26 protein-coding genes are annotated in these 23,830 nt (G+C 71.7%); 16 read left to right on the plus strand and 10 right to left on the minus strand.

Annotated elements, in window-relative coordinates; all coding sequences use genetic code 11:
- The first annotated feature begins 226 nt into the window (after nt 1-226).
- Nucleotides 227-1,990: a CDP-glycerol glycerophosphotransferase family protein gene (locus tag ACPXBU_RS09620; protein WP_425757777.1), complete on the plus strand. Its 1,764-nt coding sequence runs from the start codon at nt 227-229 to the stop codon at nt 1,988-1,990.
- A gap of 82 nt (nt 1,991-2,072) precedes the next feature.
- On the opposite strand, the gene ACPXBU_RS09625 is transcribed toward ACPXBU_RS09620, so the two are convergent.
- Nucleotides 2,073-2,411, minus strand: a complete 339-nt coding sequence (locus tag ACPXBU_RS09625) for a DUF952 domain-containing protein (protein ID WP_425757778.1) — start codon at nt 2,409-2,411, stop codon at nt 2,073-2,075.
- Nucleotides 2,412-2,524: 113 nt separating this feature from the next.
- Here ACPXBU_RS09625 and ACPXBU_RS09630 point away from each other — a divergent pair, with 113 nt between their 5' ends.
- The 3 genes from ACPXBU_RS09630 to ACPXBU_RS09640 all read left to right on the plus strand — a co-directional run bounded on the left by ACPXBU_RS09630 (nt 2,525) and on the right by ACPXBU_RS09640 (nt 5,029).
- A complete protein-coding gene (locus ACPXBU_RS09630; RefSeq protein WP_355031047.1) occupies nt 2,525-2,836 on the plus strand; it encodes a hypothetical protein in 312 nt (103 codons plus the stop codon).
- Nucleotides 2,837-2,920: 84 nt separating this feature from the next.
- A complete protein-coding gene (locus ACPXBU_RS09635; RefSeq protein ID WP_393367418.1) occupies nt 2,921-3,577 on the plus strand; it encodes a response regulator transcription factor in 657 nt (218 codons plus the stop codon).
- A gap of 9 nt (nt 3,578-3,586) precedes the next feature.
- Nucleotides 3,587-5,029, plus strand: a complete 1,443-nt coding sequence (locus ACPXBU_RS09640) for an ATP-binding protein (RefSeq protein WP_425757779.1) — start codon at nt 3,587-3,589, stop codon at nt 5,027-5,029.
- Between the two features lie 10 nt (nt 5,030-5,039).
- On the opposite strand, the gene ACPXBU_RS09645 is transcribed toward ACPXBU_RS09640, so the two are convergent.
- The 4 genes from ACPXBU_RS09645 to ACPXBU_RS09660 all read right to left on the minus strand — a co-directional run bounded on the left by ACPXBU_RS09645 (nt 5,040) and on the right by ACPXBU_RS09660 (nt 9,370).
- Nucleotides 5,040-6,002, minus strand: a complete 963-nt coding sequence (locus ACPXBU_RS09645; protein WP_425757780.1) for a TAXI family TRAP transporter solute-binding subunit — start codon at nt 6,000-6,002, stop codon at nt 5,040-5,042.
- Between the two features lie 81 nt (nt 6,003-6,083).
- Nucleotides 6,084-6,794, minus strand: coding sequence for a hypothetical protein (locus ACPXBU_RS09650; protein ID WP_393367421.1), 711 nt, complete (start codon nt 6,792-6,794; stop codon nt 6,084-6,086).
- A gap of 107 nt (nt 6,795-6,901) precedes the next feature.
- Nucleotides 6,902-7,699, minus strand: a complete 798-nt coding sequence (gene yaaA / locus ACPXBU_RS09655; protein WP_393367422.1) for a peroxide stress protein YaaA — start codon at nt 7,697-7,699, stop codon at nt 6,902-6,904.
- A 51-nt stretch (nt 7,700-7,750) separates the two neighbouring features.
- Entirely contained in the window at nt 7,751-9,370 is a 1,620-nt protein-coding gene (locus ACPXBU_RS09660; protein WP_425757781.1) for a hypothetical protein, read from the minus strand.
- Between the two features lie 124 nt (nt 9,371-9,494).
- On the opposite strand from ACPXBU_RS09660, the gene ACPXBU_RS09665 reads away from it, so the two are divergent.
- Nucleotides 9,495-10,535 (plus strand): App1 family protein, encoded by a 1,041-nt coding sequence (locus ACPXBU_RS09665; RefSeq protein ID WP_393367424.1) that lies wholly within the window; start codon nt 9,495-9,497, stop codon nt 10,533-10,535.
- Nucleotides 10,536-10,542: 7 nt separating this feature from the next.
- Here the strand turns inward: ACPXBU_RS09665 and ACPXBU_RS09670 are convergent, their stop codons facing one another.
- Nucleotides 10,543-11,190, minus strand: a complete 648-nt coding sequence (locus ACPXBU_RS09670) for a TetR/AcrR family transcriptional regulator (protein ID WP_425757782.1) — start codon at nt 11,188-11,190, stop codon at nt 10,543-10,545.
- A gap of 83 nt (nt 11,191-11,273) precedes the next feature.
- Here ACPXBU_RS09670 and ACPXBU_RS09675 point away from each other — a divergent pair, with 83 nt between their 5' ends.
- From ACPXBU_RS09675 to ACPXBU_RS09705, 7 genes are all read left to right on the plus strand, one after another.
- Nucleotides 11,274-12,281 carry an alpha/beta fold hydrolase gene (locus ACPXBU_RS09675; RefSeq protein WP_425757783.1) on the plus strand — a complete coding sequence of 336 codons (1,008 nt, stop codon included), beginning with the start codon at nt 11,274-11,276 and terminating at the stop codon, nt 12,279-12,281.
- Nucleotides 12,282-12,471: 190 nt separating this feature from the next.
- Nucleotides 12,472-12,855, plus strand: a complete 384-nt coding sequence (locus ACPXBU_RS09680) for a hypothetical protein (RefSeq protein ID WP_425757784.1) — start codon at nt 12,472-12,474, stop codon at nt 12,853-12,855.
- A 5-nt stretch (nt 12,856-12,860) separates the two neighbouring features.
- Complete coding sequence (locus tag ACPXBU_RS09685) at nt 12,861-13,379, plus strand: hypothetical protein (protein ID WP_425757785.1); 519 nt, start codon at nt 12,861-12,863, stop codon at nt 13,377-13,379.
- 11 nt (nt 13,380-13,390) lie between these two features.
- Nucleotides 13,391-13,780 carry a hypothetical protein gene (locus ACPXBU_RS09690; RefSeq protein WP_425757786.1) on the plus strand — a complete coding sequence of 130 codons (390 nt, stop codon included), beginning with the start codon at nt 13,391-13,393 and terminating at the stop codon, nt 13,778-13,780.
- Between the two features lie 108 nt (nt 13,781-13,888).
- Complete coding sequence (locus ACPXBU_RS09695) at nt 13,889-14,362, plus strand: hypothetical protein (RefSeq protein ID WP_425757787.1); 474 nt, start codon at nt 13,889-13,891, stop codon at nt 14,360-14,362.
- 244 nt (nt 14,363-14,606) lie between these two features.
- Nucleotides 14,607-15,266 carry a DUF6346 domain-containing protein gene (locus ACPXBU_RS09700; protein ID WP_425757788.1) on the plus strand — a complete coding sequence of 220 codons (660 nt, stop codon included), beginning with the start codon at nt 14,607-14,609 and terminating at the stop codon, nt 15,264-15,266.
- The gene (locus ACPXBU_RS09705; protein WP_425757789.1) at nt 15,267-15,767 is read left to right on the plus strand and encodes a hypothetical protein; all 501 of its coding nucleotides are present in this window, start codon (nt 15,267-15,269) and stop codon (nt 15,765-15,767) included.
- A 126-nt stretch (nt 15,768-15,893) separates the two neighbouring features.
- On the opposite strand, the gene glgB is transcribed toward ACPXBU_RS09705, so the two are convergent.
- Nucleotides 15,894-17,996 (minus strand): 1,4-alpha-glucan branching protein GlgB, encoded by a 2,103-nt coding sequence (gene glgB / locus ACPXBU_RS09710; protein ID WP_425757790.1) that lies wholly within the window; start codon nt 17,994-17,996, stop codon nt 15,894-15,896.
- Nucleotides 17,984-20,059: a maltotransferase domain-containing protein gene (locus tag ACPXBU_RS09715; RefSeq protein WP_425757791.1), complete on the minus strand. Its 2,076-nt coding sequence runs from the start codon at nt 20,057-20,059 to the stop codon at nt 17,984-17,986. The genes glgB and ACPXBU_RS09715 overlap by 13 nt, the downstream gene beginning before the upstream one ends.
- A gap of 239 nt (nt 20,060-20,298) precedes the next feature.
- Here ACPXBU_RS09715 and ACPXBU_RS09720 point away from each other — a divergent pair, with 239 nt between their 5' ends.
- Entirely contained in the window at nt 20,299-20,538 is a 240-nt protein-coding gene (locus ACPXBU_RS09720) for an AbrB/MazE/SpoVT family DNA-binding domain-containing protein (protein WP_425757792.1), read from the plus strand.
- 37 nt (nt 20,539-20,575) lie between these two features.
- Nucleotides 20,576-20,983, plus strand: coding sequence for a type II toxin-antitoxin system VapC family toxin (locus tag ACPXBU_RS09725; protein ID WP_425757793.1), 408 nt, complete (start codon nt 20,576-20,578; stop codon nt 20,981-20,983).
- Nucleotides 20,984-21,379: 396 nt separating this feature from the next.
- Here ACPXBU_RS09725 and ACPXBU_RS09730 read toward each other — a convergent pair whose 3' ends face one another.
- Nucleotides 21,380-21,607: a winged helix-turn-helix domain-containing protein gene (locus tag ACPXBU_RS09730; protein ID WP_425757794.1), complete on the minus strand. Its 228-nt coding sequence runs from the start codon at nt 21,605-21,607 to the stop codon at nt 21,380-21,382.
- 255 nt (nt 21,608-21,862) lie between these two features.
- On the opposite strand from ACPXBU_RS09730, the gene ACPXBU_RS09735 reads away from it, so the two are divergent.
- Nucleotides 21,863-22,060: a hypothetical protein gene (locus ACPXBU_RS09735; protein WP_425757795.1), complete on the plus strand. Its 198-nt coding sequence runs from the start codon at nt 21,863-21,865 to the stop codon at nt 22,058-22,060.
- Nucleotides 22,061-22,076: 16 nt separating this feature from the next.
- Nucleotides 22,077-23,213, plus strand: coding sequence for a helix-turn-helix domain-containing protein (locus ACPXBU_RS09740; RefSeq protein ID WP_425757796.1), 1,137 nt, complete (start codon nt 22,077-22,079; stop codon nt 23,211-23,213).
- 25 nt (nt 23,214-23,238) lie between these two features.
- Here ACPXBU_RS09740 and ACPXBU_RS09745 read toward each other — a convergent pair whose 3' ends face one another.
- Nucleotides 23,239-23,817, minus strand: coding sequence for a TetR/AcrR family transcriptional regulator (locus tag ACPXBU_RS09745; RefSeq protein ID WP_393367436.1), 579 nt, complete (start codon nt 23,815-23,817; stop codon nt 23,239-23,241).
- Between the last annotated feature and the right edge of the window lie 13 nt (nt 23,818-23,830).

Below are 23,830 nucleotides of genomic sequence, written 5' to 3' on the forward strand. Positions count from 1 at the left end.
CCGCCCGTCGCCGGGCACCCGACGCCGGGGCGGGGTCGGGCCGCCCCGGGCGCGCGACTTTGCCCGAAATGGTGCGGGATACCCGAGCGACACCGAGCTGTCCCTTCGCGTTAAGGTCGCAGTCAGGCGCGGCCGGCCACGGTTGACCCGCCGCGCCAACGGGGGAATGACGTCGGCCCAGCACGGGCGCAGCCCGCAACGCATTCTCGTAGGGAGCGAACTCGTTTTGTTCGGCACGTTCACAGGACGCCTCGGAGTGGCCGCCCACAGCGCGCTACTGGTGTTGGCCTACCTGGTCATGCTCGTCGGTGGTCTGTTCGGCTGGGTCGGCCTGTTCGCCGTCGCCGGGCTCGCCGCCATCATCGGCGAGTTCGCCGTCGCCCGCTGGTCACCCCCGTCGCAGCTACTGCTGGAGAAGGTGGGCCTGCACTGGTCGTACCGGCAGCTGACCCGGGACCTCGCGGCCGTGTTGCTCGTCGCCGCCGAGGTGCGGCTCAGCGGCGGCGAGCTGACCCTGCTGCTGGCGCTGCCGGCCGCGGTGTGGGTCGTGTCGGTCTTCGCCGGCGCGCTCTCCATCATGATCGAGCGTCGGAACCCCCTCTCCGCCATGGTGCGCAACATCGAGCTGGGCGAGCTGCGCTCGGCTCCCCAACTGCCCGGCTGGGTGGCGGCGGTGGCCGGTGACCGGATGCCCCTGCTCAACCTGCTGCTGGTGCCGGCCGCCGTGGCCGCGGCGGTCCGGCACGATGCGACGCCGTTCTTCGCCGCCGCCGCGGTGGCGGTCGTGGCGACCGGTCTGGTGGGCGCGATCACCGCGCTGACCTGGTTGCGCGGCCGGGGCCGGAGCACGGGGGAGGGCCCGCTGCTGCCCGCCGTGCAGCGCTGGCTGGACAACCACCGGCCCGAGGTGGCGCTCTACTTCGCCGGTCCGGCCAAGGACGTCTACCAGGCGAACATGTGGCTCGCCCCGACCGAGGCGCTCCAGCAGCGCGCGGTGGTCCTGCTGCGCAGCCGGGACGCGTTCCTGGAGTTGGCCGACACCCGACTGCCGGTGATCTGCGTACCGACCGGGGTCGACTTCATGAACCTCGACCTGCGCAGCATCCGCGCGGCCCTCTACTCCGCGAACGTCGGCGCGAACATCCACATGCTGCGTGAGCCGAGCACCAAACACGTCTTCGTCGGGCACGGCGACAGCGACAAGCAGGCAAGCGTCAACCCGTACAGCAAGGTGTACGACGAGGTCTGGGTCGCCGGCCTGGCCGGCCGGGAGCGCTACGCCCGAGCCGGTGTGGGGGTCCTCGACTCGGACATCGTCGAGATCGGCCGCCCGCAGCTCGCCGGGGTGCACACCTTCGGCGCCGAGTCGGTGGACCGGCAGTTCACCGTGCTCTACGCCCCCACCTGGGAGGGCTGGCTCGACGACGACCCGTACCACACCTCGCTGGTGCTGATGGGCGAGCGGATCGTCAAGGGACTGCTCGCCACGACGCCCCGGCTGCGGCTGGTCTACAAGCCACACCCGCTCACCGGGTCGCGGTCCCGGGCGGCCCGGGCGGCGCACGACCGGATCGTGTCGGCCATCCGCGCCGCCGGCGGCGACCCGAACGCGTCCTCGCTGGACGGCACCGCGCACCTGGTGGTCACCGGCCGTACGCCGGCGCTGTTCGACTGCTTCAACCAGACCGACCTGCTGATCAGCGACGTGTCCAGTGTGGTCTCCGACTTCGTGCAGAGCCAGCGGCCGTACGTGGTGGCCAACCCGTCCGGCCTGTCCGAGGACGAGTTCCGCCGGGAGTACCCGACGGCTCGGGCCGCGTACCTGCTCTCCAAGGACTGCGGCGAGCTGGAGAAGATCGTGGCGGTCACCCGGGCCGGCGACGACCCGATGACCGAGGCCCGCCGGGAGCTGAAGACCTACCTGCTCGGCCCGGCCGAGGCGAACCCGATGGACCGGTTCCAGGAGGAGATCGACCGCCTCTGCCGCTGAGCGGCACCCACCGCGCCGCGACCGGCGCACGGATGACGCCGCGCGCCCGGCCCGACACCGTTCGGGTCGGGCGCGACCGGTTTCAGCCCAGCAGGGCGGCCACCGCGTCGGCGGCCGGAGTGTCCGCCTGCAACGCCCGCGCCGCGACGACCGCCGCGACCGGCAGCGGGCCGTACACGTGCGGAAAGAGGTGCCCGCCGCGCGACGGCTCCCACCGCAGCGTGTCACCCAGCCGCTCCTCGGCCACGCTGAGCAGGGTCAGGCCGGTCGCGCCGGCGAAGTGCCGGCGGGCCGTCTCGACCACCTGGTCGGCGCCGGAGAGGTGGATGAAGCCGTCCTGCCGGTCCACGGCGGAGCCGGTGAAGGATCCGGCGGCGAGGGCGTCGTCCCACTCCGTGGCCGACAACAGTTTGTAGATCACCACCGCAGCCTACGGGGGCGCCGTCGGCGCGCTCGCCCGGTTTTCGCCGGTACCGCCGCGCCCGTCGCCCCGGGCCGGGCATGCTCAGGTCAAGGGCCGCGGAGGGATGGGCGATGCAGAGCTACGACGACGACTGGACCGACAGTCAGCGCGCGCTGTACGACGAGTGCTACCGGGCGGGCGGCGAGTGGGCCGAGGACCCGGACACTCCGTCCGATGACGTACAGCACGTGATCAACCTGGCCGAGGCGGACGACGACGCCTTCAACGACGCGGAGATCGACTACCCGCCCCTTGTCGACGCGGTCACCCAGGCCAGCGGGGTCACCGTCACCAGCGTGCCGGCCAGCCACGAGGACCCGGGTTTCCGCGGCTTCACCGACGGCGTCCGGGACGCCACCGCCGACGACGTCTTCGGCTTGTAGGTCCGACCCGACACTCGGCTTCCCGCCGGGCGCGCGCTTCTGCCACCATTCGCAGAACAGCGCTGCGACGAAACGGGGGCACGGGTGCGGATCCTGCTGGTGGAGGACGACCGCCGGGTGGCCGCCGCCCTCTCCTCCGCGCTCACCCGCAGGGGCTACGAGGTCGAGCACGCCGCCACCGTCGCCGCCGCGCTCTCCGCCGCCCCGTGCGACCTGGTGCTGCTCGACCTGACCCTGCCCGACGGGGACGGCACCGACCTGTGCCGGGAGCTGCGCCGGCGCAGCAGCCAGCTCGGCATCATCGCGGTGACCGCGCGGGGTGAGGAACGCGATCGGGTGCTGGGCCTGCGTCTCGGCGCGGACGACTACGTCGTCAAGCCGTTCTCGATGGTGGAGTTGCAGGCCCGGATCGAGGCGGTGCTGCGCCGGGCCGCGAACGCCGCGCCGGAGCGCCACCTCATCCAGGCCGGGTCGGTGCACATCGACGTGGCCGCGCGGACGGTCACCGTCGACGGCCGCGCCGTCACGTTGACCCGCAAGGAGTTCGACGTGCTGCTCTCGCTGGCCCGCCAACCCGGGGTGGCGGTGCCCCGCGACCGCATCCTGCTGGACGCCTGGGGCACCACCTGGGCCGACCGGCACACCGTCGAGGTGCACGTCGGGTCCCTGCGCGGCAAACTCGGCGACGCCCGGCTGGTGGAGACCGTCCGTGGCGTCGGCTACCGGCTGCGCGCCGCGTGAGGGGCTGACGTGCGCCGTCGACTGGTGATCAGTTACCTGCTGTTGATGGTGCTCGTCCTCATCGCGTTGGAGACCCCGCTGGCGGTCACCATGGCCAGCCGCGAAACCGACCGGGTCCGGGCCGACCGGCTCGCCGACGCGACCCGGTTCGCCTCGCTGGCCGGGCCCGCGCTGCGCGACGCCGAGCCGGGTCCGATCGCGTCGGAGCTGAGCAGTTACGACGACCTGTACGGGATCGGCGCCGCGATTGTCGACCGGGAACGGAGCACACCTGTGGCGTCGCCGCGGTGGCGGCCCACCCCGGGGACCGCGTCGGTGCTGGACATGGCGCTGTCCGGGCAGCAGACCAGCGCCCCCGAGTCGGTCTGGCCGTGGACGACCGGCCCGGTGGTGGTGGCCGTGCCGATCAACGACGGTGGTGAGGTGCTCGGCGCGGTGGTGATCGTGACTCCGGCCGACCCGATCCGCCGGGCGGTCGCCGTGTGGTGGTCGCTGCTCGCCCTGGCCGGCCTGCTCGCCGTGCTGGCCTGCGTGCTCACCGCGTTCGGGCTGGCCGGTTGGGTGCTGCGCCCGGTCACCGAGCTGGACGCGGTCACCCACGAGATCGCCGAGGGTGACCGGGGCGCCCGGGTGCAGCACCGGCTGGGCCCCCCGGAGCTACGGCGCCTCGCGGCCAGCTTCAACCACATGGCCGACGTGGTTTCCGACGTGATGGACCGGCAACGCGCCTTCGTCGCGCACGCCAGCCACCAACTGCGCAACCCGCTCACCGCGCTGCGGCTGCGGGTGGAGGAGTTGGGCCCCAGCCTCACCGACCCGGACGGCCGGTCCGAGCACCGGCTGGCCCTGGAGGAGACCGACAGGTTGGCGCTGGTGCTCGACGCGCTGCTCACCCTCGCCCGCGCCGAACGGGAGGAGAACGAGCGGGTCACCGTGGACGCCGCCGCGGTGGCCGCGTCCCGGGTGGCTGCCTGGGCGCCGCTGGCCCGGCACCGTTCGGTCGCGTTGCTGCTGGCCACGTCCGACGCCCCGGCGTACGCGCAGACCGTGCCGACCGCCGTCGACCAGGCGCTCGACGCGCTCATCGACAACGCGGTGAAGTTCAGCGGTGCCGGCGGGGCGGTGACGGTGACCGTGGCCCGCCGCGACGACGGGGTGGTCCTGGAGGTGCGCGACTCCGGACCGGGGATGACCGAGAGTCAGCTCGGCCAGGCGACCGAGCGGTTCTGGCGGGCGCCGGACGCGCAGAACGTGGACGGCGCGGGGCTCGGCCTGACCATCGCCGCCGTGCTTGTGGACGCGTCCGACGGCCGGCTCACCATGCGCCCGGGGGAGACGCGCGGGCTGGTGGCCGCCCTGTGGTTTCCCGCGCCGGAGCCGGAGCCGGAGCCGGACTCGGAGCCGGCGGACGGCGAGTTGGCCACCGACCGGCGGCCCACCCTGACCCGGTAGGGCCGCGCCGTCAGGGTTTGTCCTCCCGGTACCAGGCGGCGGCGCCGGGGTGCAGCGTGAGCGGCGCGGTGACGATCGCCGAGCGGGGGCTCATCCGCCCCGCCGCGGGATGTGCGGCGGCCAGCTCGGCCCGCCCGTCCATCAGCAGGCGGGTCACCTCCCGGACCAACGGCTCCGGCAGGCTGGCGCTGACGATCAGATAGTTCGGGTCGGCCACCGTGGTCACCGCGTCCACCCCGTAGACGGAGCGGGGGATGTCCCGGGAGACGTACACCTGGCCGTAGCGCGAGCGCAGCCGCTCGGTCCATTCGCTGAGGTCCACGATTCGGGTGGCATGCTGCCGGGCCAGGTTCTCGATGCCCCACACGGGCAGCCCACCGGAGAAGAAGAACGCGTCGATCCGCCCGGAGCGCAGCGCTTCCACCGAGTCGTCCAGCCCGAGCCGCGTACGGCGTATCGCGTCGCCGCCGAGGCGGGCCACCTCCAGCAGCCGGGTCGTGGTGATCTCGGTGCCCGACCGGGGTGCGCCGACGGAGACCCGCCGGCCGCGCAGGTCGTCGAGCGTGCGTACCGGCCCTCCGGCCGTGGTGACCAGATGGAGCTGGTCGTCGTACACCCGGGCGATCGCCTCGACCGAGGAGCTTCCCGCGGTGCTGGTGGGCAGGACGTCAGCCTGGGTGAAACCCAGCTCCGCCCGGCCGGACTCGACAAGTTGGACGTTCTCCGCGGAGGCGGCGGTGACCACCACGCGGGCGTCGACGTCGGGCAGCTCCCGGTTGAGGATGGCCGCCAGCGACTGCCCGAACGCGTAGTAGACGGCGGTGGGGCTGCCGGTGGCGATCCGGATCAGCACCGGCTCGGTGGGGGCGTCCTGGCAACCGGCGGTGCTCAGGGCCGCGGTCAGCAGCACCGTCAACAGGGCTGCCGTCCCCGCGCGCGGACGCCCGGGCCGGCGGGAGGAGGTACGTCTCACGCGGTGCACTGTGCGCCGTCGGACTGGTGCGCGCAAGCCCGCTGCCGCACCGCTGCCGGGTGGGTGCGGCCGGAACCTCGATCAGCAGGCCGGGCGACGTGCCGGCGCCACGACCCCGCCCCGCGTCGCCGCCGGCCCGCGCGCCGGTGCCAACGCCGCGCTGCTCAGGATCCGGGCCCGGTCCGGGCCGTCGGCGACGCTGACCAGGAAGCAGCCGGTGCCGGGGCTCAGCCGGGCCGGCACGTCGAGCACGGCAGCGCTGCGAATCAGCACGGCGGCCAACTCCCGGTCGGCGAGCCGCACGCCGAGGATGTGCCGGCGGACGTGTCGTCCGGCGGCCAGCAGCGCCGAGCGCCAGGCCGCCGCCGCGAGCCGGCCCACCATCCGCCGGCGCGCCGGCGAGGCACCGGGCAACGGCCCGCCGAGCAGCTCGCGCCGCCCCTGCCACCAGCCCGCGTCCACCACCCGGGTGTACGCCTCCCGGTGCTCCTGCGGCACCCAGAGCCGGTGCAGCTCGTAGCGGCGGCGCAGACCGCCGACGACCACCTCGTGGGTCACCGGGATGTCCAGCCGGGCGAGCAGTTGCCGGGCCCGTTGTGCGGCGTCCTCCCGGTTGAACTCCACCCCGGGCGCGTGCGCCAGGCGTGCCGCGCTCGGTCGGGCGGCGGTCGCCGACGGCGTGCAGCGCAGCAGGCAGGCGGCCTCGAACGCGTCGCTCAGCGTCAGCCAGTCCAGCGGGGGCGGCGGCGTCGGCGAGCGCGGCCGGTCGAGCAGGGCGGGTTCGCGGGTCAACGGAGGCTCCCTCGTCGGAGTCTGGGTTCCCCTACCGTGGCCCCTGCCTCGCCGTTACGGAACTCCTCCGGCCCAGCCTTGAGCAAATCTTGCGACTGCTCCCACCGCTACAGGTCGGTGACCACCAGGTCCACCTGCCGCACCCGGCCGGGCGCGGCGGCCTGCTCCTCGACCGTGTGCTTCAACTCCCGCAGCGTGCCGAGCAGCTCCGCGGCGGTGCGCGGTCGGGCGCCGGCGACGAGCAGGTCGCGGACCAGCCGACCCTTTGTCGCCTTGTTGAAGTGGCTGACCACCGAGCGGACCGGCACGCCGTCGACCTCCCGCTCGTGCAGCACCCGCACGCTGACGGTCCGCTCGGCCAGCTCTCCCCGCGGCGTCCAGGTGGCCGCGTACGCGCCGGAGCGCAGGTCCAGCACCGGCCCTCGGCCGGCGGCGGCGTCCACCGCCGGCGTCAGCTCCCCGCGCCAGTACGTCGACAACGCCCCGACGCCCGGCAGGCGGGCGCCGATCGGGCAGCGGTACGGGGGGATCCGGTCCGCCAACCGGACCGCGCCCCACAGCCCGGAGCTGATCAGGATCGACCGGCGGGCCGCCCGCTGCGCCGCGACCGGCAACGAGGTCAGCTCCAGCGCCTCGTAGAGCACACCCGTGTAGAGCCGTTCGGCCGGTGCGGTGGCCGCCTCCCGCAGCCGGGCGTTACGGCGCAGTTCGCCCCGCTGGCCCTCGCTGAGGCCGAGCGCCGCCCGGGCCGTCGCCTCGTCCGGCCCGGCGCTCAACGCCACGAGCGCGTCCAGCACCCGCTCCCGGGCCGGGTTCAGTTCGGGCAGCGAGAGCCGGTCCGGGGCCCAGCGCCGCCCGGTGCCGGCGTCGGCCTTGCCCTCCGAGGGCGGCAGCAGGATGAGCATCGGGTCTCCTCGACGGGCGGGACGGCGGCCCGGCCAGCGTACGACCCGCCCTCAGCGCCAGGGCCGCACCGGGGTCGCGGGGTGGTACACGCGATAGCCGCCCACCTCGCGTACCGGTGTGGCATCGGCCCGGTCGGCGAGCAGTCGGCGCAGCCGCCGATCCATCGGGGAGCCGACCTCCACCACATAGCCCGGCCGGGCGGCCCGCCCGACCTGCCGCCAGTACGGGCGGTAGCGGTTCTGCCCGGGGGACAGGTCGCCGTCGAGCACCCCGCAGACCACCGTCTCGTCCGTGTTGAAGATCAGTCGGTTGCAGGTCCAGTAGTCCCCGTACACCTCGTGGGGGCCGTCGGCGCGCAGCGCGGCGGCCAACTCCCGGGCCTGGCGCTCCTCGGTCCGCGACGCGGCGGTGCCGGTGGCCGCGAAGAGCACGGTGACCACGAGCGTGGTCGCGGTCAGGGCGACGAGCAGGGCGGCGGACAGCGCGCCGGCGAACCGTCCCAGCACGCTGCTGGTGCCCCGCCAGGCGGTCAGCGCCGCCACCCAGAGCGGCCAGAGCACCGCCGGCAGCGACAGTTGCAGCACCGACAGGTAGCGGGCGTTGTCGAGTGGGCTGGTCGCGGCGAGCGGAGTGCGGACGTACGACACCAGGGTCAACGCGGCGCCCGCGACAAGCGCGAGCTGCACGACCGGCCCGACCCGCTCTCCGCGCGGGGTCGCGGCGGCCCGGCGGTACGCGAGCACCGCGAGCACCGCGGCGACCAGCAGCAGCAGCGGATACACCACTCCGAACCACTGTTGCCAGCGTCCGCAGCCGTCCACCGGGCAGAGCCCGTGCGCCAGCGGCACCCCCTCCAGCAGGCCGCCCCGGAGCCGCTCGGACCACGGCGGCGACGGCCCCGCCTTGGTGCTGACCTCCCGGAACACGGTCAGCGAGTCCTCACCCGGCCCGGCGCGCAGGTTGTCCAGGACCATCGGCGCGACCCCGACCACGACGCCCGCCACCAGCAGCAGACCGGACCAGCCGAGAAGGTCGCGCCGCAGCGCCCACACCAGCGCCAGCCCGGCCACCGCCAGGTACGGCAGGATCAGCCAGTCCGACCAGGCGGCCAGCCCGACGAGCAGACCGAAGAGCGCGACGGCGAGCCGCCGACGCCGCACGGTGCCGGCCGCCAACCCCACCGTGATCAGCAGCATCAGCAGCACCGCCGGCTTCACCTCCGGCCGCCCTCCGACGACGGTGAGCTGGTCGCGGACCACCCGCTCGCCGCCGAGCGCGAGCAGGCCCACGACGACCGTGGCGAACCAGGGCGCGCAGAGTCGGCGGGTCAGCCGGTGGATCAGGTAGAGGAACAGCGCGTACAGCGCGAGCATCGGCAGCCGCAGCACCGGCCAGCTCGGCCCGGCCACCGCCACCAGTGGCGCGGCCAGGTACGACTCCAACATCCCCATGTAGTGCTGGCCGTACAGGAAGACCGGGCGTTCCCGGCCCTGCCCGATGTGCAGCGCGGCGAGGCCGAAGGTGGCCTCGTCGCTGTTCGACGCCGGCACCGTGTACACCGTCAGGACCAGCCGGTAGACGACGCCGGCCAGCCCGAACAGCAGCGCGACGAGCGCCGGCCGGTCGAGTCGTGGACGCCACCGCCCACCGTGCTGCTCTGGATGCGACACGACCAACGCCCCCGTCGTCGTCCCGACCGGAGTGTTTCACGGACGGCGGGCGGGCCGGGGAGGTTCGGCGCAGCCGGAGTCGGCTCGCGTGGCCGCTGCCGTCGACGTGTGGCAGGGTTGGCGCGTGCCACCCACTCCCGCCGGTCAACTGGCCGTTCCGAACCTGCACCGGGCTGCGCGGATCGAGGACGCCGTACACCAACTCGTCCAGCGCCGGCTGCGGCGCACCGGCTGGCGGGTCAACATCGTCGCGTACACCGGTTACGGCGCCCCGGGCTGGGTACGGGTGATGTGTCGGGTGTTGCTGGGCCGACCGGACACCCGCCAGCGGGGCCGCCTCGACAAGGTCCGCGGCTGGCGCAGCTTCACCACCCTGCCCAACAAGCACGTCACAGTGACCATCGAGGCCGGCGGGGTACGGCACGAGACGCAGGCCGACCGCAGCGGCTTCGTGGACACGCTCGTCGAGGCCGACCTGCCACCCGGCTGGGGCACGGTCCGCCTCAGCGTCCCGGACGCCGAGCCGGTCGACGCGCCGGTGCGCATCCTCGACCCGGAGGTCAAGTTCGGCATCATCTCCGACATCGACGACACGGTGATGGTCACCGCGCTGCCCCGGCCGCTGCTCGCCGCGTGGAACACGTTCGTGCTCGACGAGCACGCCCGCAACGCGGTGCCCGGCATGGCGGTGCTCTACGAGCGGCTGGTCACCGCGCACCCCGGCGCGCCGGTCTTCTACCTCTCCACCGGCGCGTGGAACGTGGCGCCCACGCTTACCCGCTTCCTGTCCCGGCACCTCTACCCGGCCGGGCCGCTGCTGCTCACCGACTGGGGGCCGACCGCCGACCGCTGGTTCCGCAGCGGAATGGAACACAAGCGGGTCACCCTGGCCCGGCTGGCCCGCGAGTTCCCCGACGTGCGCTGGCTGCTGGTCGGCGACGACGGCCAGCACGACCAGGAGATCTACCGGGAGTTCGCCGCCGCCCACCCGGAGAACGTCGCCGCGGTGGCGATCCGCCGGCTCTCCCCGACGCAGTCCGTGCTGGCCGGCACCCTGCCCGCCCCGGCGGGTCGCCCGTCGTCGGGCCCGGTGGGGCAGAAGTGGCTGTCCGCCCCGGACGGCGCCGGCCTGTGGCAACTGCTGCGCGACGCCGGCCTGGTCTGAGCACCGGTCACGGGCCCGGCTCCTCGGTGTCCTGGGGTGCGGTGCCGAGGGACCGGCGGAGCATGCTGACCAGTTCCTCGGCCGCGTGGCGGCTGTCGAAGTCGGGGTCGGCGAGGCGCTCGGAGACGATCGCGTCGATGGCGCCGTTCACGATGACGGCGGTGGCCTGCGGGTCGACGCCGGGCCGGTAGTCGCCGGCCGCCCGCGCCGCGTCGATCAGGCCGGCGACCGCGTCCCGCCGGCTGCGCGCGTTCGGCGTGTCACCGATGCCGGTCTCCTCGCTCAACGCTTCGACGATCATCCGGGTGTGGTCCGGGTGGTCCCGCAGGTACGCCACCAGGGACCGGACGTACGCCTCCACCGCGGACGCGCCGGATCGCACCGCCACCTCGGCGCCGACGTACTCGGTGAGGGACTCCAGGACCGAGGCGTAGGCGGTTCGCACGACCGTGTCCTTGGACGGGAAGTGGTAGAGGACTGCCGCCTTGGAGATGCCGGCCGCCTCCGCGATCCGAGCCAGTGAGGTGCCCGGATATCCGTGTCGGGCAACCAGGTCGATGGTCACGCCAATGAGTTGCGCCCGTCGCGCCTGCTCGGTGATCGTGAGCGGCCTGGTGGGGCGGACCTGCGCGGATGAGGCGTCGTTCGGGTGCACCCGCTCACCGTACCGGCCGGTTCGCCATCCAATCTCTGACCTGTCGGTTGTATTTTCTACCATGCGGTTAGTAATCTGACCGCATGGTGATGAAGCTCGCGCGGAAGGTTGGCAACTCTCTGCGAGCGCACCGGCGCGGCCTTCTCCGGGCCGCCGCGGTGCTCGCGGTGATCACGGTCGCGATCGCGTACGCGCTGCGCGATCCGGCACCCGTCGGCTACTTCACGTCGACGGAGTCCCACGATCGTTTCGTCGGCGCCTACCGGGAGGCGATGGCGGAGTTACCCGAGCCCGACCGCACCCTCGACGTCCGGACCGGCTACGGCGTCGTCCGGCTCTACCACTTCAGCGGCGGCGCCGACCCGGCCGCCGCGCCCCTGCTCCTTCTGCCGGGTCGGGCGTCGGCGTCGCCGGTCTGGGCGGACAACCTGCCGCCCCTGCTGCGGCTGCGCGACGTCTACACCGTCGACCTGCTCGGTGAGCCGGGCATGAGCATCCAGCAGCGCCCCATCAAGGACACGGCCGCGCACGCACAGTGGTTGCACGAGGTCCTGCTGGCGCTGCCTGAGCCAACCATCCACCTGGTCGGCGTGTCGTTCGGCGGCTGGACGGCGATGAACCTCGCGGTGCACCGGCCGCAGAAGGTCGGGAGCGTCGTGCTGCTCGATCCGGTGCTCGTCTTCGCCGGCCTGTCCCCGGAGGTGGTGCTGCGGTCCATCCCGCTGAGCGTCCGCTGGGCGCCCCGATCCTGGCGGGACAGCTTCACCAGCTGGACGGCGAACGGCGCTCCGGTGCAGGACGTACCGGTCGCGCGGATGATCGAGGCCGGCATGCAGGCGTACGCGATGAAACTGTCCGCCCCGACACGGCTGTCCGAGCAACAGCTCGCGGCGGTCGGCGTCCCGGTGCTCGTCCTGATGGCGGGGAAGTCCCGGCTGCACGACGCGGGCGAGGCCGCGAAGCTGGCGGAGCGGTCCCTGCCCCGGGGCACCGTGAAGACCTACCCGGACGCGTCGCACGCCATCAACGGTGAGCACCCCGACGAGATTGCCGCCGACATCGGCGCGTTCCTCCGCGCGGAGCAGCCCTGACGCCCAATCGAGCCGACCGTCTGAGCCTGTCGGAACCAGGCGGCACCCCGGCGGCGGGCAGACCGGAGAGCGCGACGGCCAACACGTGACGTGGCACAGGGGCGTCCCCCGCCGGGTTGCCGCGCTGCGCTACGGTCCCATCCGAGCCGGCCGCCGTGGGCGGCCGGAGCGGGGGTCGATGGTGCGATACGTGCAGCCGCAGTTGGCGTCCGACGAACCGGTCCTGTTCACCCAGCGGGGATACTTTCCCTTTGGTGGCACGGTGTTCAGCGCCTACGGTGCTCTCCTCGTCCTCACCACCAGGCGCCTGCTCTTCGCGCCTGCTCGGATCTGGAAAATCCCCAACCCTGGAGAGGCCTGGGTCCGCGCCAAGTCGATGCGCCTTCCGGACGTGACGGCCGTCGAACCCGCGTCCGGCGCGCGGTTGACGATCAGTTCCCGGTACGGCGACACCGTCTCCTTCTGCGCCATCCTCCCCACGGGTCCGGGCTTCGTCTGGCAGGCGCGCGACGCTGTTCCGTATCGGGACGAGACAGTTCGGCGCATCAGGCAGGCTGTTCGCGAAGGACTCTGATGCCCATGAGGAGCTGGGGTGCGTGGTTCGGCGGTCTGCTGCTGTGGGCCGTGTTCGGCTTCATGATGGTGATGTTCAGCAGGAATCCGGCGAACGGTTGGAGCGAGTTGTTGCTGGTCGCCGCATTTTTCGTCGGCCTCTGTCACCTCGTCACGCTCGCCGCCATGTTCTCCTACGTGCGGGTGACTCCGGCCGCACTGCTGGTGATCAACCCGGGACTGTCGACAGCGATACCGTGGAGCCGTGTCCAGGAGGCGGTCGCGGAGCGTGGTCTTGTCGTACGGGTCAGCGGCGCCGAGGACGTCCACTGCTACGCGTTCCAGCCCTCCGTCGTCGGCCGCCTGATCGGTTATCCGGGCGCCCGTCGAGCGGTCAAGAAGATCGACAGTTACGGGCAGCGCGTGGCCCTCGCCGACGAGGGCGACCCGGAAAGCAGAGCCACCTGGCGGCGTCACCTGCTGTGGTTGGTGGGCGGCTGGTCGGTCTTCGCGTTACTCATACCCCCATTGGTCCGTGTCCTTTGAGGAGCAGCCAGATGCCCCACGAGCAGGTGACCGCGACCAGGCGTCGCGCGTCCTACCGTCTGCACGTCTTGTCCTGGCGGCTGGCGTTCCTGGCTGGTGCCCTCGCCGCGCTGACCCAGTTCCTGCGCGCCCAGCACGTCATCGGCCACCCGGCTTCAGTGGTCGTGGTCGTGCCACTTGTTGCGGTCTTTTGTGGGTCCTGGTTCCTGATGCTCGTGACCGGGGCGATGCAGGCAGCTCACTTCTCGGTCAACCCTCTCGGCAGTGGGGTGGTGCAGCGGCAGGTCCGGTTCAGTCGCATGCTTCTGGTGGATCTGGTGACCCTGCCGTGGAGCCCCAACGCCCGCCGGGAGCTACCTGCGGTCCGGCCATCGAAGTGGGTTGACGATGGAACCCGCTGACGTGTTGAGGTGTCTTCTCCTGGCTGTTGGGCGGGGATTGCGCCGAATCCGCGCTCCCGCTCACCGGACAGTCATGAATCCCTGAGGAAAGGAACGACGCTCGTGTGGATGGGCGCTGGTGACATGTCGGGCAGGGTTGAGGGCTTTCTCATGCCACTGCTCGTGGCGCTGTTCCTGATTGCCGCCGCCGTGGCGGTCAGGCGCTGCTGGCGAGGGATCGGGAAGGCGGCGACGATGCGGGGTTACTGGTTCTTGCCGATCTCACGTTCCGCCAAGAACGCGCTCTGGCGGGCCTCGCCGGCCGCGTTTCTCACGCTGCTCCTGATGGTGGTGATGCTGATCCCGTTGTGGGAGGTGTCGTCCGATCTCGCCACCGTGGTGATTCGGGTGGAAGCCGGCGCGCTCTTCTTTCTCATGCTGTCCATGCCGGCAATCATCTGGTTCAACCAGCCACGTTTCCTGGTCCCGCCGCCGTATCGCAGGGAGCCGGGGCTGATCTCCCTCTGGCGTCGCCGCCGGGCGATAGCCAGGGCTGCCCGACCATCCCGTGCCGTAGGCCGTCGTCCGTGGCCTGCGGCGTGACCACCTGACGCTGAACAGTCCTTTGAAGGCTCCGGGAACCGGAGCAGCCATGAGGCCCCGGTTGAGCGGACCGTCTCAGCCTGGCGAAGCCAGACGGCACCCCAGCGACGGGCAGGCCGCAGAGCTCGACGGCCAGCCGGTTGACGCCGGCCCGGTCTGGCCGCCGCCGGGGTTGCCGTGCTGGGCTACGGTCCCATCCGACCGGCCTGGGCGGTAGGTGGGGTGGGGAGTGACGGTGAATGGCGTGGCAGGTACGGCCGAGCTGCCCGACGGCGACAGTGACGAGACCGCGCGCCTGCAGGGTGAACAGACCGCCGCGTACGAGCGGCGCGGGCCGTTCTGGGGGCGGCTGACGCAGTTCGCGGCGGTGGTTGCCCTCGCGGCCGGCCTCGTTGCCTCGTCGCTGGCGCTGGACACCGTGTGGAGCTTCTACCCGGGCGTGGGAGTGTTCAAGTCCACCCCTGCCCAGCAGCCGGTGGAGGCGACGGTCCACGAGTGCCGCCGGGTCGGTCCGGTGAGCGGCGACGGGTTCGGCTACTGGTGGCACTGCGCGGTGACGGTGCGGACCCGCGACGGTCGCGAGGTGCGGACCGTGGTGCGGCACTCGACCGTCACCCCCGCCGACCGGGGCGGGCCGGTCGAGTTCCGCGAGGTCTGCCACGGCAAGGGCAACACCGACTGCCGGTACGGTCGTCCGGCGTGGCGAATCTGGGCCTTTGCCCTGGCGTTGCTGGGCATCCTGCGGACCAGCCTGGTTCTCCTGCTGCTCTTTCTTGTCGGGGTCTATCTGCTGAGAACCGTGGTGGGCGTTCCGAGGTACTACGCCTGGGTCAACCGCCGTGGCCAGCGCCGTCGCTTCGGGGCTCGACGAGCGGATGCCGTTCGATCACGTGATGGTGAGTAGTTGCCAGGAGATCCACAGAACTACTCAGCATCAAGTGATCATGAGGACGGCGTCATCTGTGGGTCCGGTGCTGGTGAGCTTTTGACGAGGGAGTTGGCAAGGGGGAGTGAGATGCCGGATGTGACGGACTGCCTCTGGAGTACCCGGTTCGTTCCTCAGCGCGGCGACACGTACGAGCGTTGGGTGATCGACTCCGAGGCGACGCTCACCGCCGTCGTCGATGAATTGGAGCACGTCCTCCACCGGGAGATCCCTGTCCTCGTCCGACTGCTCGACCGCGGTCACCTGCAGGACATCGCCGACCAGGAATTCGGACTGGGCTACGCGACATGGCAGGTCAAGGCCTGGTTGCTTGCCGAGGCTGGCAGGGCAGAGGAGTTGGAGCTAATCCTCCAGCCTCTGGAAGACGACGATGACGAAGAGGACGAGGACGAGTCTGTCTTCCAGGCTATGCGGCGTCTTGCCTCGTCGCGCGCGCATCAAGGCGCCGGTGAAAGGTGAGGTCCGACCATTCGTAGAAGAGCAAGATCGCGGACAACCATGTCGATCATGGAGTTGTGGTGCCTGATTCGGCGCTATGTAGGCGCTTTGTCACCCACCACAATTCCATGATCGACGAGGCGCGGGTTAGCCCTGGCGGAGCCAGACCGCGCCCAGCGGCGGGACCTGGAGGGCCGCCGAGGCGACCATCCCGTGCCAGGGCACGTCCTCGGCGCGTACCTGGCCCAGGTTGCCCACTCCGGAGCCGCCGTAGTGGTGGGCGTCGGTGTTGAGCACCTCGGTCCACGTGCCGCCGGCCGGCAGGCCGACCCGGTAGTCGTGCAGCGGCTGGGCGGAGAAGTTCGCCACGCACACCAGGGTCGAGCCGTCCGGGACGATCCGGACGAACGACACGGTGTTGTTGGCGACGTCGTCGCCGGCGATCCACCGGAACCCGGCCGGTTCGGTGTCCTGTGCCCAGAGCGCCGGGGTGTCCCGGTAGACCCGGTTGAGGTCGGCGACGAGGCGCTGCACTCCGGCGCGGGCCGGGTCGTGCAGCAGGTACCAGTCCAGGCCGCGCTCCTCGCTCCACTCCCGGTCGTCGGCCAGCTCGGAGCCCATGAAGAGCAGTTGCTTGCCCGGGTGCGCCCACATGTACGCCAGCAGCGCCCGGACGTTCGCCAGCCGCTGCCAGGTGTCGCCGGGCATCTTGCCGGCCAGTGAGCCCTTGCCGTGCACCACCTCGTCGTGGCTGATCGGCAGCACGTAGTTCTCGCTCCACGCGTACGCCAGGGAGAAGGTGAGCTGGTGGTGGTGGTGCTGGCGGTAGATCGGGTCCTTCGAGGTGTAGAGCAGGGTGTCGTGCATCCAGCCCATGTTCCACTTGAACCCGAAGCCCAGCCCGCCCTCGGCGGTGGACTGGGTGACACCCGGCCAGGCGGTGGACTCCTCAGCGATCATGACGACTCCGGCGTGGTGCTTGTAGACGGTCGCGTTCACCTCCTGCATGAGCGCGATGGCCTCCAGGTTCTCCCGACCGCCGTACTGGTTCGGGGCCCACTGCCCGTGCTCCCGGGAGTAGTCCAGGTAGAGCATCGAGGCGACGGCGTCCACCCGCAGCCCGTCGACGTGGAACTGGTCGCACCAGTAGAGCGCGTTGGCGACCAGGAAGTTGCGGACCTCGTTGCGCCCGAAGTCGAAGACGTACGTGCCCCAGTCGGGGTGCTCGCCCCGGCGCGGGTCGGGGTGCTCGTAGAGCGGGGTGCCGTCGAAGCGCGCGAGGGCCCACTCGTCCTTGGGGAAGTGCGCGGGCACCCAGTCCAGGATCACGCCGATGCCGGCGGCGTGCAGCCGGTCGACCAGGTGCCGGAAGTCGTCCGGGTCACCGAAGCGTGAGGTGGGCGCGTAGTAGCCGGTCACCTGGTAGCCCCAGGAACCGCCGAACGGGTGTTCCATCACCGGCAGGAACTCCACGTGCGTGAAGCCCAACTCGGTGACGTACGCGGTGAGCTGGTCGGCCAGCTCGCGGTAGCCCAACCCGGGGCGCCACGAACCGAGGTGCACCTCGTAGACGCTCATCGGCTCCTGGTGCGGCTGCCGCTCGGCCCGCCGGGCCAGCCAGTCCGCGTCGTTCCACAGGTACGTCGAGTGGTGCACCACCGAGGCGGTGGCCGGCGGTACCTCCGCGTACGCGGCCAGCGGGTCGGCCTTGTCCCGCCACTGTCCGTCGGCGCCCAGCACCCGGTACTTGTAGCGGGCGCCGACCCGGGCGTTGGGGACGAACAGCTCCCACACGCCGCTGGAGCCGAGTGAGCGCATCGGCCAGCCGTCGTCCGGGGCCCAGCCGGTGAAGTCGCCGACCACCCGCACGCCGCGGGCGTTGGGCGCCCACACGCCGAACGCGACGCCCTCGTCGAAGACCCGGGCGCCCAGCGCGTCCCACAGCCGCTCGTGCCGGCCCTCGCGGATCAGGTGCAGGTCCAGCTCACCGAGCGTCGGCGGATAGCGGTACGGGTCGTCGTGGGCGGTGCCGTCGACCTCCACCCGGTAGTCGAGCACGGTGCCGTCGACCTGGGCCTCGAAGACACCCACGTCGTGCACCCGCTTCATCGGATGCCGCTCGTCGCCGACGAGCAGCACCACGTCACCGGCGCCCCGGCGCAGCGTGCGGATCGTCGTCGAGCCCTCCCAGGGGTGCGCGCCGAGCAGCGCGTGCGGGTCGTGCGTCGCTCCGGAGATCAGCTGGTCCATCGGGCGTCCTTCGGGGCGGGGGCGGTCGGCGCGGTACCGCCGGACAGTTCGGTGGGCACGTCGGTGACGGTGAGGTCCGCCGGTACGACGCCGGTGGGCTCCGGCGTGGCGGGTGGGGTCGGGCGGCGCACGGTCAACACGTGCGCCGGTTGCAGGTACGGGTCGAGCCGCACCGCGTTGCGCTGACCCCAGTCGTAGCTGGTGCCGGTCAGCTCGTCGTGCACGGTGAACCGCTCGTGCCAGTCGAAGCCGAGCGCCGGCATGTCGAGCGTGGTGTTGCCCCACTGCACGATGCGCGGGTCGAACGAGCAGATCACGATGACGGTGTTGCCGGTGTCCGGGTCGTGCTTGGACCAGCAGAGCAACGCCGGGTTGTCGATCTCGTGGAAGACCAGGTTGCGGAGCTGGTGCAGGGCCGGGTTGTCGCGGCGTACCCGGTTGAGGGTGGTCAGGAACGGTGCCAGCGAGCGGCCCTGCGCCTCGGCGCCGGCCCAGTCGCGGGGGCGCAGCTCGTACTTCTCGTTGTCCAGGTATTCCTCCGCCCCCGGCCGGGCCACGTGCTCGAACAGCTCGAAGCCGGCGTACATGCCCCAGGACGGGGAGAGCAGCGCGGCCAGCACCGCCCGGATCTTGAACATCGGCGGGCCGCCGTGCTGCAACGACTCGTGCAGGATGTCGGGGGTGTTCGGCCAGAAGTTCGGCCGCATGTGGTCGGCCGACTCGACCAGTTCCTCGCAGTACTCCCGCATCTGCGCGGCCGTCGTGCGCCAGGTGAAATAGGTGTACGACTGGGTGAAGCCGATCTTGCCGAGGCCGTGCATGATGGCCGGCCGGGTGAACGCCTCGGCCAGGAACAGCACGTCCGGGTCGATCTTCTTGACCTCGGCGATCAGCCAGTGCCAGAAGTCGAACGGCTTGGTGTGCGGGTTGTCCACCCGGAAGATCCGGACGCCCTCGCCCACCCAGTGCAGCACCACCCGCAGCACCTCGGCCCGGATGCCCTCCGGGTCGTTGTCGAAGTTGACCGGGTAGATGTCCTGGTACTTCTTCGGTGGGTTCTCCGCGTACGCGATGCTGCCGTCGGCCCGGGTGGTGAACCACTCCGGGTGCTCGGTGACCCACGGGTGGTCCGGCGCGCACTGCAACGCCAGGTCCATCGCCACCTCAAGGCCCTGCGCCGCCGCCGCCTCGATGAACGCCCGGAAGTCCGCGGGCGTACCCAGGTCGGGGTGGATCGTGTCGTGCCCGCCCTCGGCGGCGCCGATCGCCCACGGCGAGCCCACGTCGGTCGGCCCGGCGGTGAGCGCGTTGTTGCGGCCCTTGCGGTTGATCCGGCCGATCGGGTGGATCGGCGGCAGGTAGAGCACGTCGAAGCCCATCGCGGCCACGCCCGGCAGCCGGTCGGTGGCGGTGGCGAAGGTGCCGGACCGGTCCTGCGTCGCCCCCTCGGAGCGGGGGAAGAACTCGTACCAGGCCGAGTAGAGGGCCCGCTTGCGGTCCACCCAGATCGAGTACGTGTCACCGGCGGTGACGAACTCCCGCACCGGGTGCTCCCAGAGCAGGTCGGCCAGGGCGAGTGCCGGGTCGACCCGCTGCGGCAACGGCCTGTCGGTCTCGACGAGCGCGGTGAGCGCGTCGGCGACCCGGGGCCGGTCGGCGGTCGGGACGAGGTCCCGGGCGGCGGCGAGCACCCGCGCGCCCTCGGCCAGGTCGTTGGCCAGGTCCTCCGGACCCTGCCCGGCGGCGATCTTCTTCGTCACCGCGTTCTGCCAGGTCAGGTACGGATCCTGGAACGCCTCCACGGCGAAGGCCCAGGAGCCGACGGCGTCGGGTCGGATGGTGGCGTGCCACCGGTCCTGACCGGGCTCGCCGGGGCGCATCCGGGTGAACGGCCTGGTGACGCCGTCCGGACCCATCCAGACCACGTTGCAGCCGAGCGCGTCGTGCCCCTCCCGGTAGGCGCGGGCCGACACCGGGACCGGTTCGTCGACCACCGCCTTGGCCGGGTACCGCCCGCACGAGACGACGGGGGAGACGTCTTCGATCGGGAACCGTCCAGTCACCCCGCCAACCTACTGCGCGAGATCAGTTCGCGCGCGGCCAAGCCCGCCGGTCCGTCCCTCCGCCGGGAACGCGCGTCAAGATCCACACGCGTTCCTTGAAACCACGGCATCGAGGCGACCCGGATACGACGGTTTCCTGCAACCCGAGTGGATCTAGGCCGGGCGATGGATACGCGTCAGGTGTGCTGCGCAGGGATCAGTGTCGCGTATCATATGTGACACGTGACAGGGGGTCGGGTATGCGGTTGAATAGCAAGGGCCAAGTCACCATTCCGGCAGCGTTGCGGGCCCAATACAACCTGCATGAGGGCGACGAGGTCGATGTGGTGGAGGAAGGCGGGGCCCTCCGCATCGTGCGCGTGCACGGTGCCGACACCCGGGGGGAGCGCCTCGTGCGCCACCTGCGGGGCCGGGGGAGCGCCAAGGAGACCGAGCACATGTCCACCGAGGAGCTGATGGAGTTGCTGCGTGGTGAGTGATCGGCTCCGGGCGGTGCCGCCACGTCCGTCCGAGGCGGTGACGACCCTGGTCGACACCAACGTGCTGTTGGACATCCTGACCGATGACCCGAAGTGGGCGGAGTGGTCCGGGACCGCCCTCGCCGAGGCCCGTGACGCGGGCTATCTGGTGATCAACCCGATCGTGTACGCCGAGGTGTCGGTCCGATTCGACCGCATTGAGGAATTGGACGAGGCGCTGCCCGCTGGGGACTTCCTTCGCGAGGAGCTTCCGTACCTGGCGGGTTTCCTCGCAGGCAAGGCCTATGCGCGATATCGGAGGTTGGGCGGCGCGAAGCGGTCGCCGCTTGCCGACTTCTATATCGGCGCGCATGCGGCCGTGTGCGGTTACCACCTGCTGACCCGTGACGGGGCGCGATACCGCACGTACTTCCCGACGCTGACGCTGACCGCACCCGGCGAATGACCGCCGCTCCCGTTGTCGGGCCGTCGTCCGTTTGTGCGCGGTCCAGCACCCGCCGGACCCGCCCCGCCCCTGCCCCGTCGCGACGATCCGCCGCAAGATCGCGCAACATCCTGGTTGTAGTGGTATCGGCGCGTCGGCGATGCCACGAGATCCTGGTTCGAGCGTGACCTTGGTGGCTGTGGGCGCCCCGAGCCCGGGATTTCGGTCTCGGGGGGTGTCACCCACTACCAGGACCGTGCGCTGCCTCCGTCACCCCCACATCAATGTGCGGGGCTCCACACGTGTTCAATGAAGGCGCGGCATCGAGGCGAGGCGGATGCCGCCGTTTCCTGGAACCCGAGTGGATCTAGGCCGGGCGAGGGGCCCGAACGGAGTCCGGCGGGCGTCGGGCGGGCGTCAGGCGGGCGGGTTCGGTGCCACGAACGAGCCCTTGCCCTGGTGTACCTCGATCCAGCCCCGCTCATCCAAGATCCGCAAGGCCAGCCTGATGGGCGTGGCGCTGGCCTGATATTGCTCGCCGAGTTCCGCGATGGACGGCAACTTGTCGCCGGGCTGGAGAGTGCCGGACTGGATCGAGCGGATCACATCATCGATGACCTGCTCGTACACGGGTTGTCTCGGCATGGCGGGGCCACCTCTCGTCAGCCCTCTGAGCATGCCATCGAACATGACACTCTGTGCATCCTGTGTTGACTCTGTGCTCACTGCACTCCAAGTTGGATTTCGAAGGTTCTCTCGTCAGCAGCGGAGCACCTCCACAGGGTCAGGGTGGGCGATGCCCCCGTGTCACCCACCCTGACCTGCGCCCCGTCCCGCGCCGACTCCAGCACCTATCACCCTCCACCACCCAGCATTTCGTCACTTCCCGAGGAGGCACAGTTGGACGAGCGTTTGCCGGAAGGGCGGCTGCCGCCCGCGTACCCGATCGTTGGGGCGCGGCTTCCGCAGCCGGACGGAGATCGGGTGCCCGGTCCGCCCCCGCCGACGGGGGCACCGCTCACCCGGCGGCAGTACGCCTACGGAATCGCGATCGCGGTGGTCGTACTCCTGTTGTTTGTGGTGGGGGTCCTGCGGTGAGCGCGACGGGCCGGCGGTGAACGAGTTGCCGGTGGGTCGCCGGGTCGCGCAGTGGCGGGTGCGGCGGAACATGACGCAGCAGCAGTTCGCCGACCGGCTCGGCAAGTCGAAGAGTTGGGTAGACAAGGTCGAGCGTGGGGCACGCCGGTTGGAGCGGGTGTCCAACCTCCGGGAGGTCGCCGCGACGCTGCGCATCGATGTGGAGGTCCTGCTGGCCACCCGGCCCGTGCGACCGACTCCGGTGGCCGCCGGGGTGGACGGTATCCGGACGGCGCTGGCCCGCTACGACCTGCCGGGCGCGGACCGACCGCCGCTGGTCGAGGAGTTGCAGGCCCGGCTGGACCATGCCGAGCAGAGCTATCGGCACGCCCGGTACCCGGAGTTGCTGGCACTGCTGCCCGACCTGCTCGACGCCGTCCGTGAAGCGCATGCCGCTCGCCCCGGCGCGACGGACGCGCTGCTGGTGCGGGTGTACACGCTCATCGCTCTGGTGTTGGTCAAGGTCGACCAGGGGGAGTTGGCCTGGCTCGCCGCCGACCGTGGAATGACCGTCGCCCTGGCGACCCACGATCCGCAGGTGGCCGGCATCGCCACCGTGTCACTGAGTCAGGCCCTGCGGTCCCGTGGTCGACGACGGTCCGCCCTGGATGCCGCGCTCGTCGCCGCTGACCGCATCGGTGCGTTGCGGGCCGGCGATGACTCTCCGGTCGGTTCGTCGCTTCAGGGCACGCTACTGATCCAGGCTGCGCTCGCCGCTGCGGGCGGCAAGGACCAACCCCGCACACGCCGGGCGCTCGACGGGGCCACGGGGATCGTCGGCCAGGCGGCGGTCGAGGCCGCCCGGGTGGTGGCCGAGGCGGCCCTTGGCGACGTCACCACGGCCACAGCTCGGCACGAGCGGCTGGTGGCCGGCGAGGAGTGGCGGTGGCTGCCGCCCGAGCACCGTGCCGCGTACCTCCTCGACGTGGCCCGCGCATATGCCCTGACCGGCGACATGCTTAGGGCTGGCCGGACGCTGCTCGACGCGGAACGCACCGCCCACAGCGAGGTGCACGACCGGCCAGCGGTACGAAAGCTGGTCGCCGTGGTGTGGCGGTCCGCCGACGCGCCCGCCGGCATCGTCCAGCTCGCCACCACCCTCGGCGTCGCCTGACGTCCGTCACCGGCCCCCGGGGGAGTCAGTCAGCGCGGTGGGCCTGCGGGGAGGCCGGATGGCCGTCGTGACCGAGTACGGAGTCGACAAGTGCGTTCAGTCCCTCGTGCCACCGCGCTTCGGGCCAGTCGCGTAGGTGCTCGACCAGGTCGCTGCGGACGGCGGCGAGCAGGGCGTGGGCCAGATAGTCCGCCGACTGCGGGCCGCGGGCCTCCGCGACGAGGCCGGCGAGCAGGGCGTGCCAGTAGTCGTACGCCTCATTGCGGTACGGACTGCCGCCCCCGGCGCTCTCCAGTGCCAGCGTGAGCACCCGGTTGTCGAGCTTGAAGCGCAGCATGGCCCGCAGCAGTTCGACGGCCTGCTCCGCCGCCGGCCGGGTGGCTGACACCGCGAGCGCAGCCTGCAACCGCAGTCCCCGTTGCTCGTAGAGGGCGCGGACAAGCCCGATGCGGTCGCCGAAGCGCCGGAACAGGGTGCCCTTGCCGACGCCGGCTGCGGTGGCGATGTCGTCCATCGACACCTGGTCGGGGTCGGCTGCGGCGTCGAAGAGACGCCCGGCGGCGGCCAGCACCGACTCCCTGTTGCGTAGCGCATCGGCCCGCACCGGACACCCCTCT

The sequence above is a fragment of the Micromonospora sp. DT231 genome, from assembly GCF_049847025.1.
Classification (GTDB): domain Bacteria; phylum Actinomycetota; class Actinomycetes; order Mycobacteriales; family Micromonosporaceae; genus Micromonospora.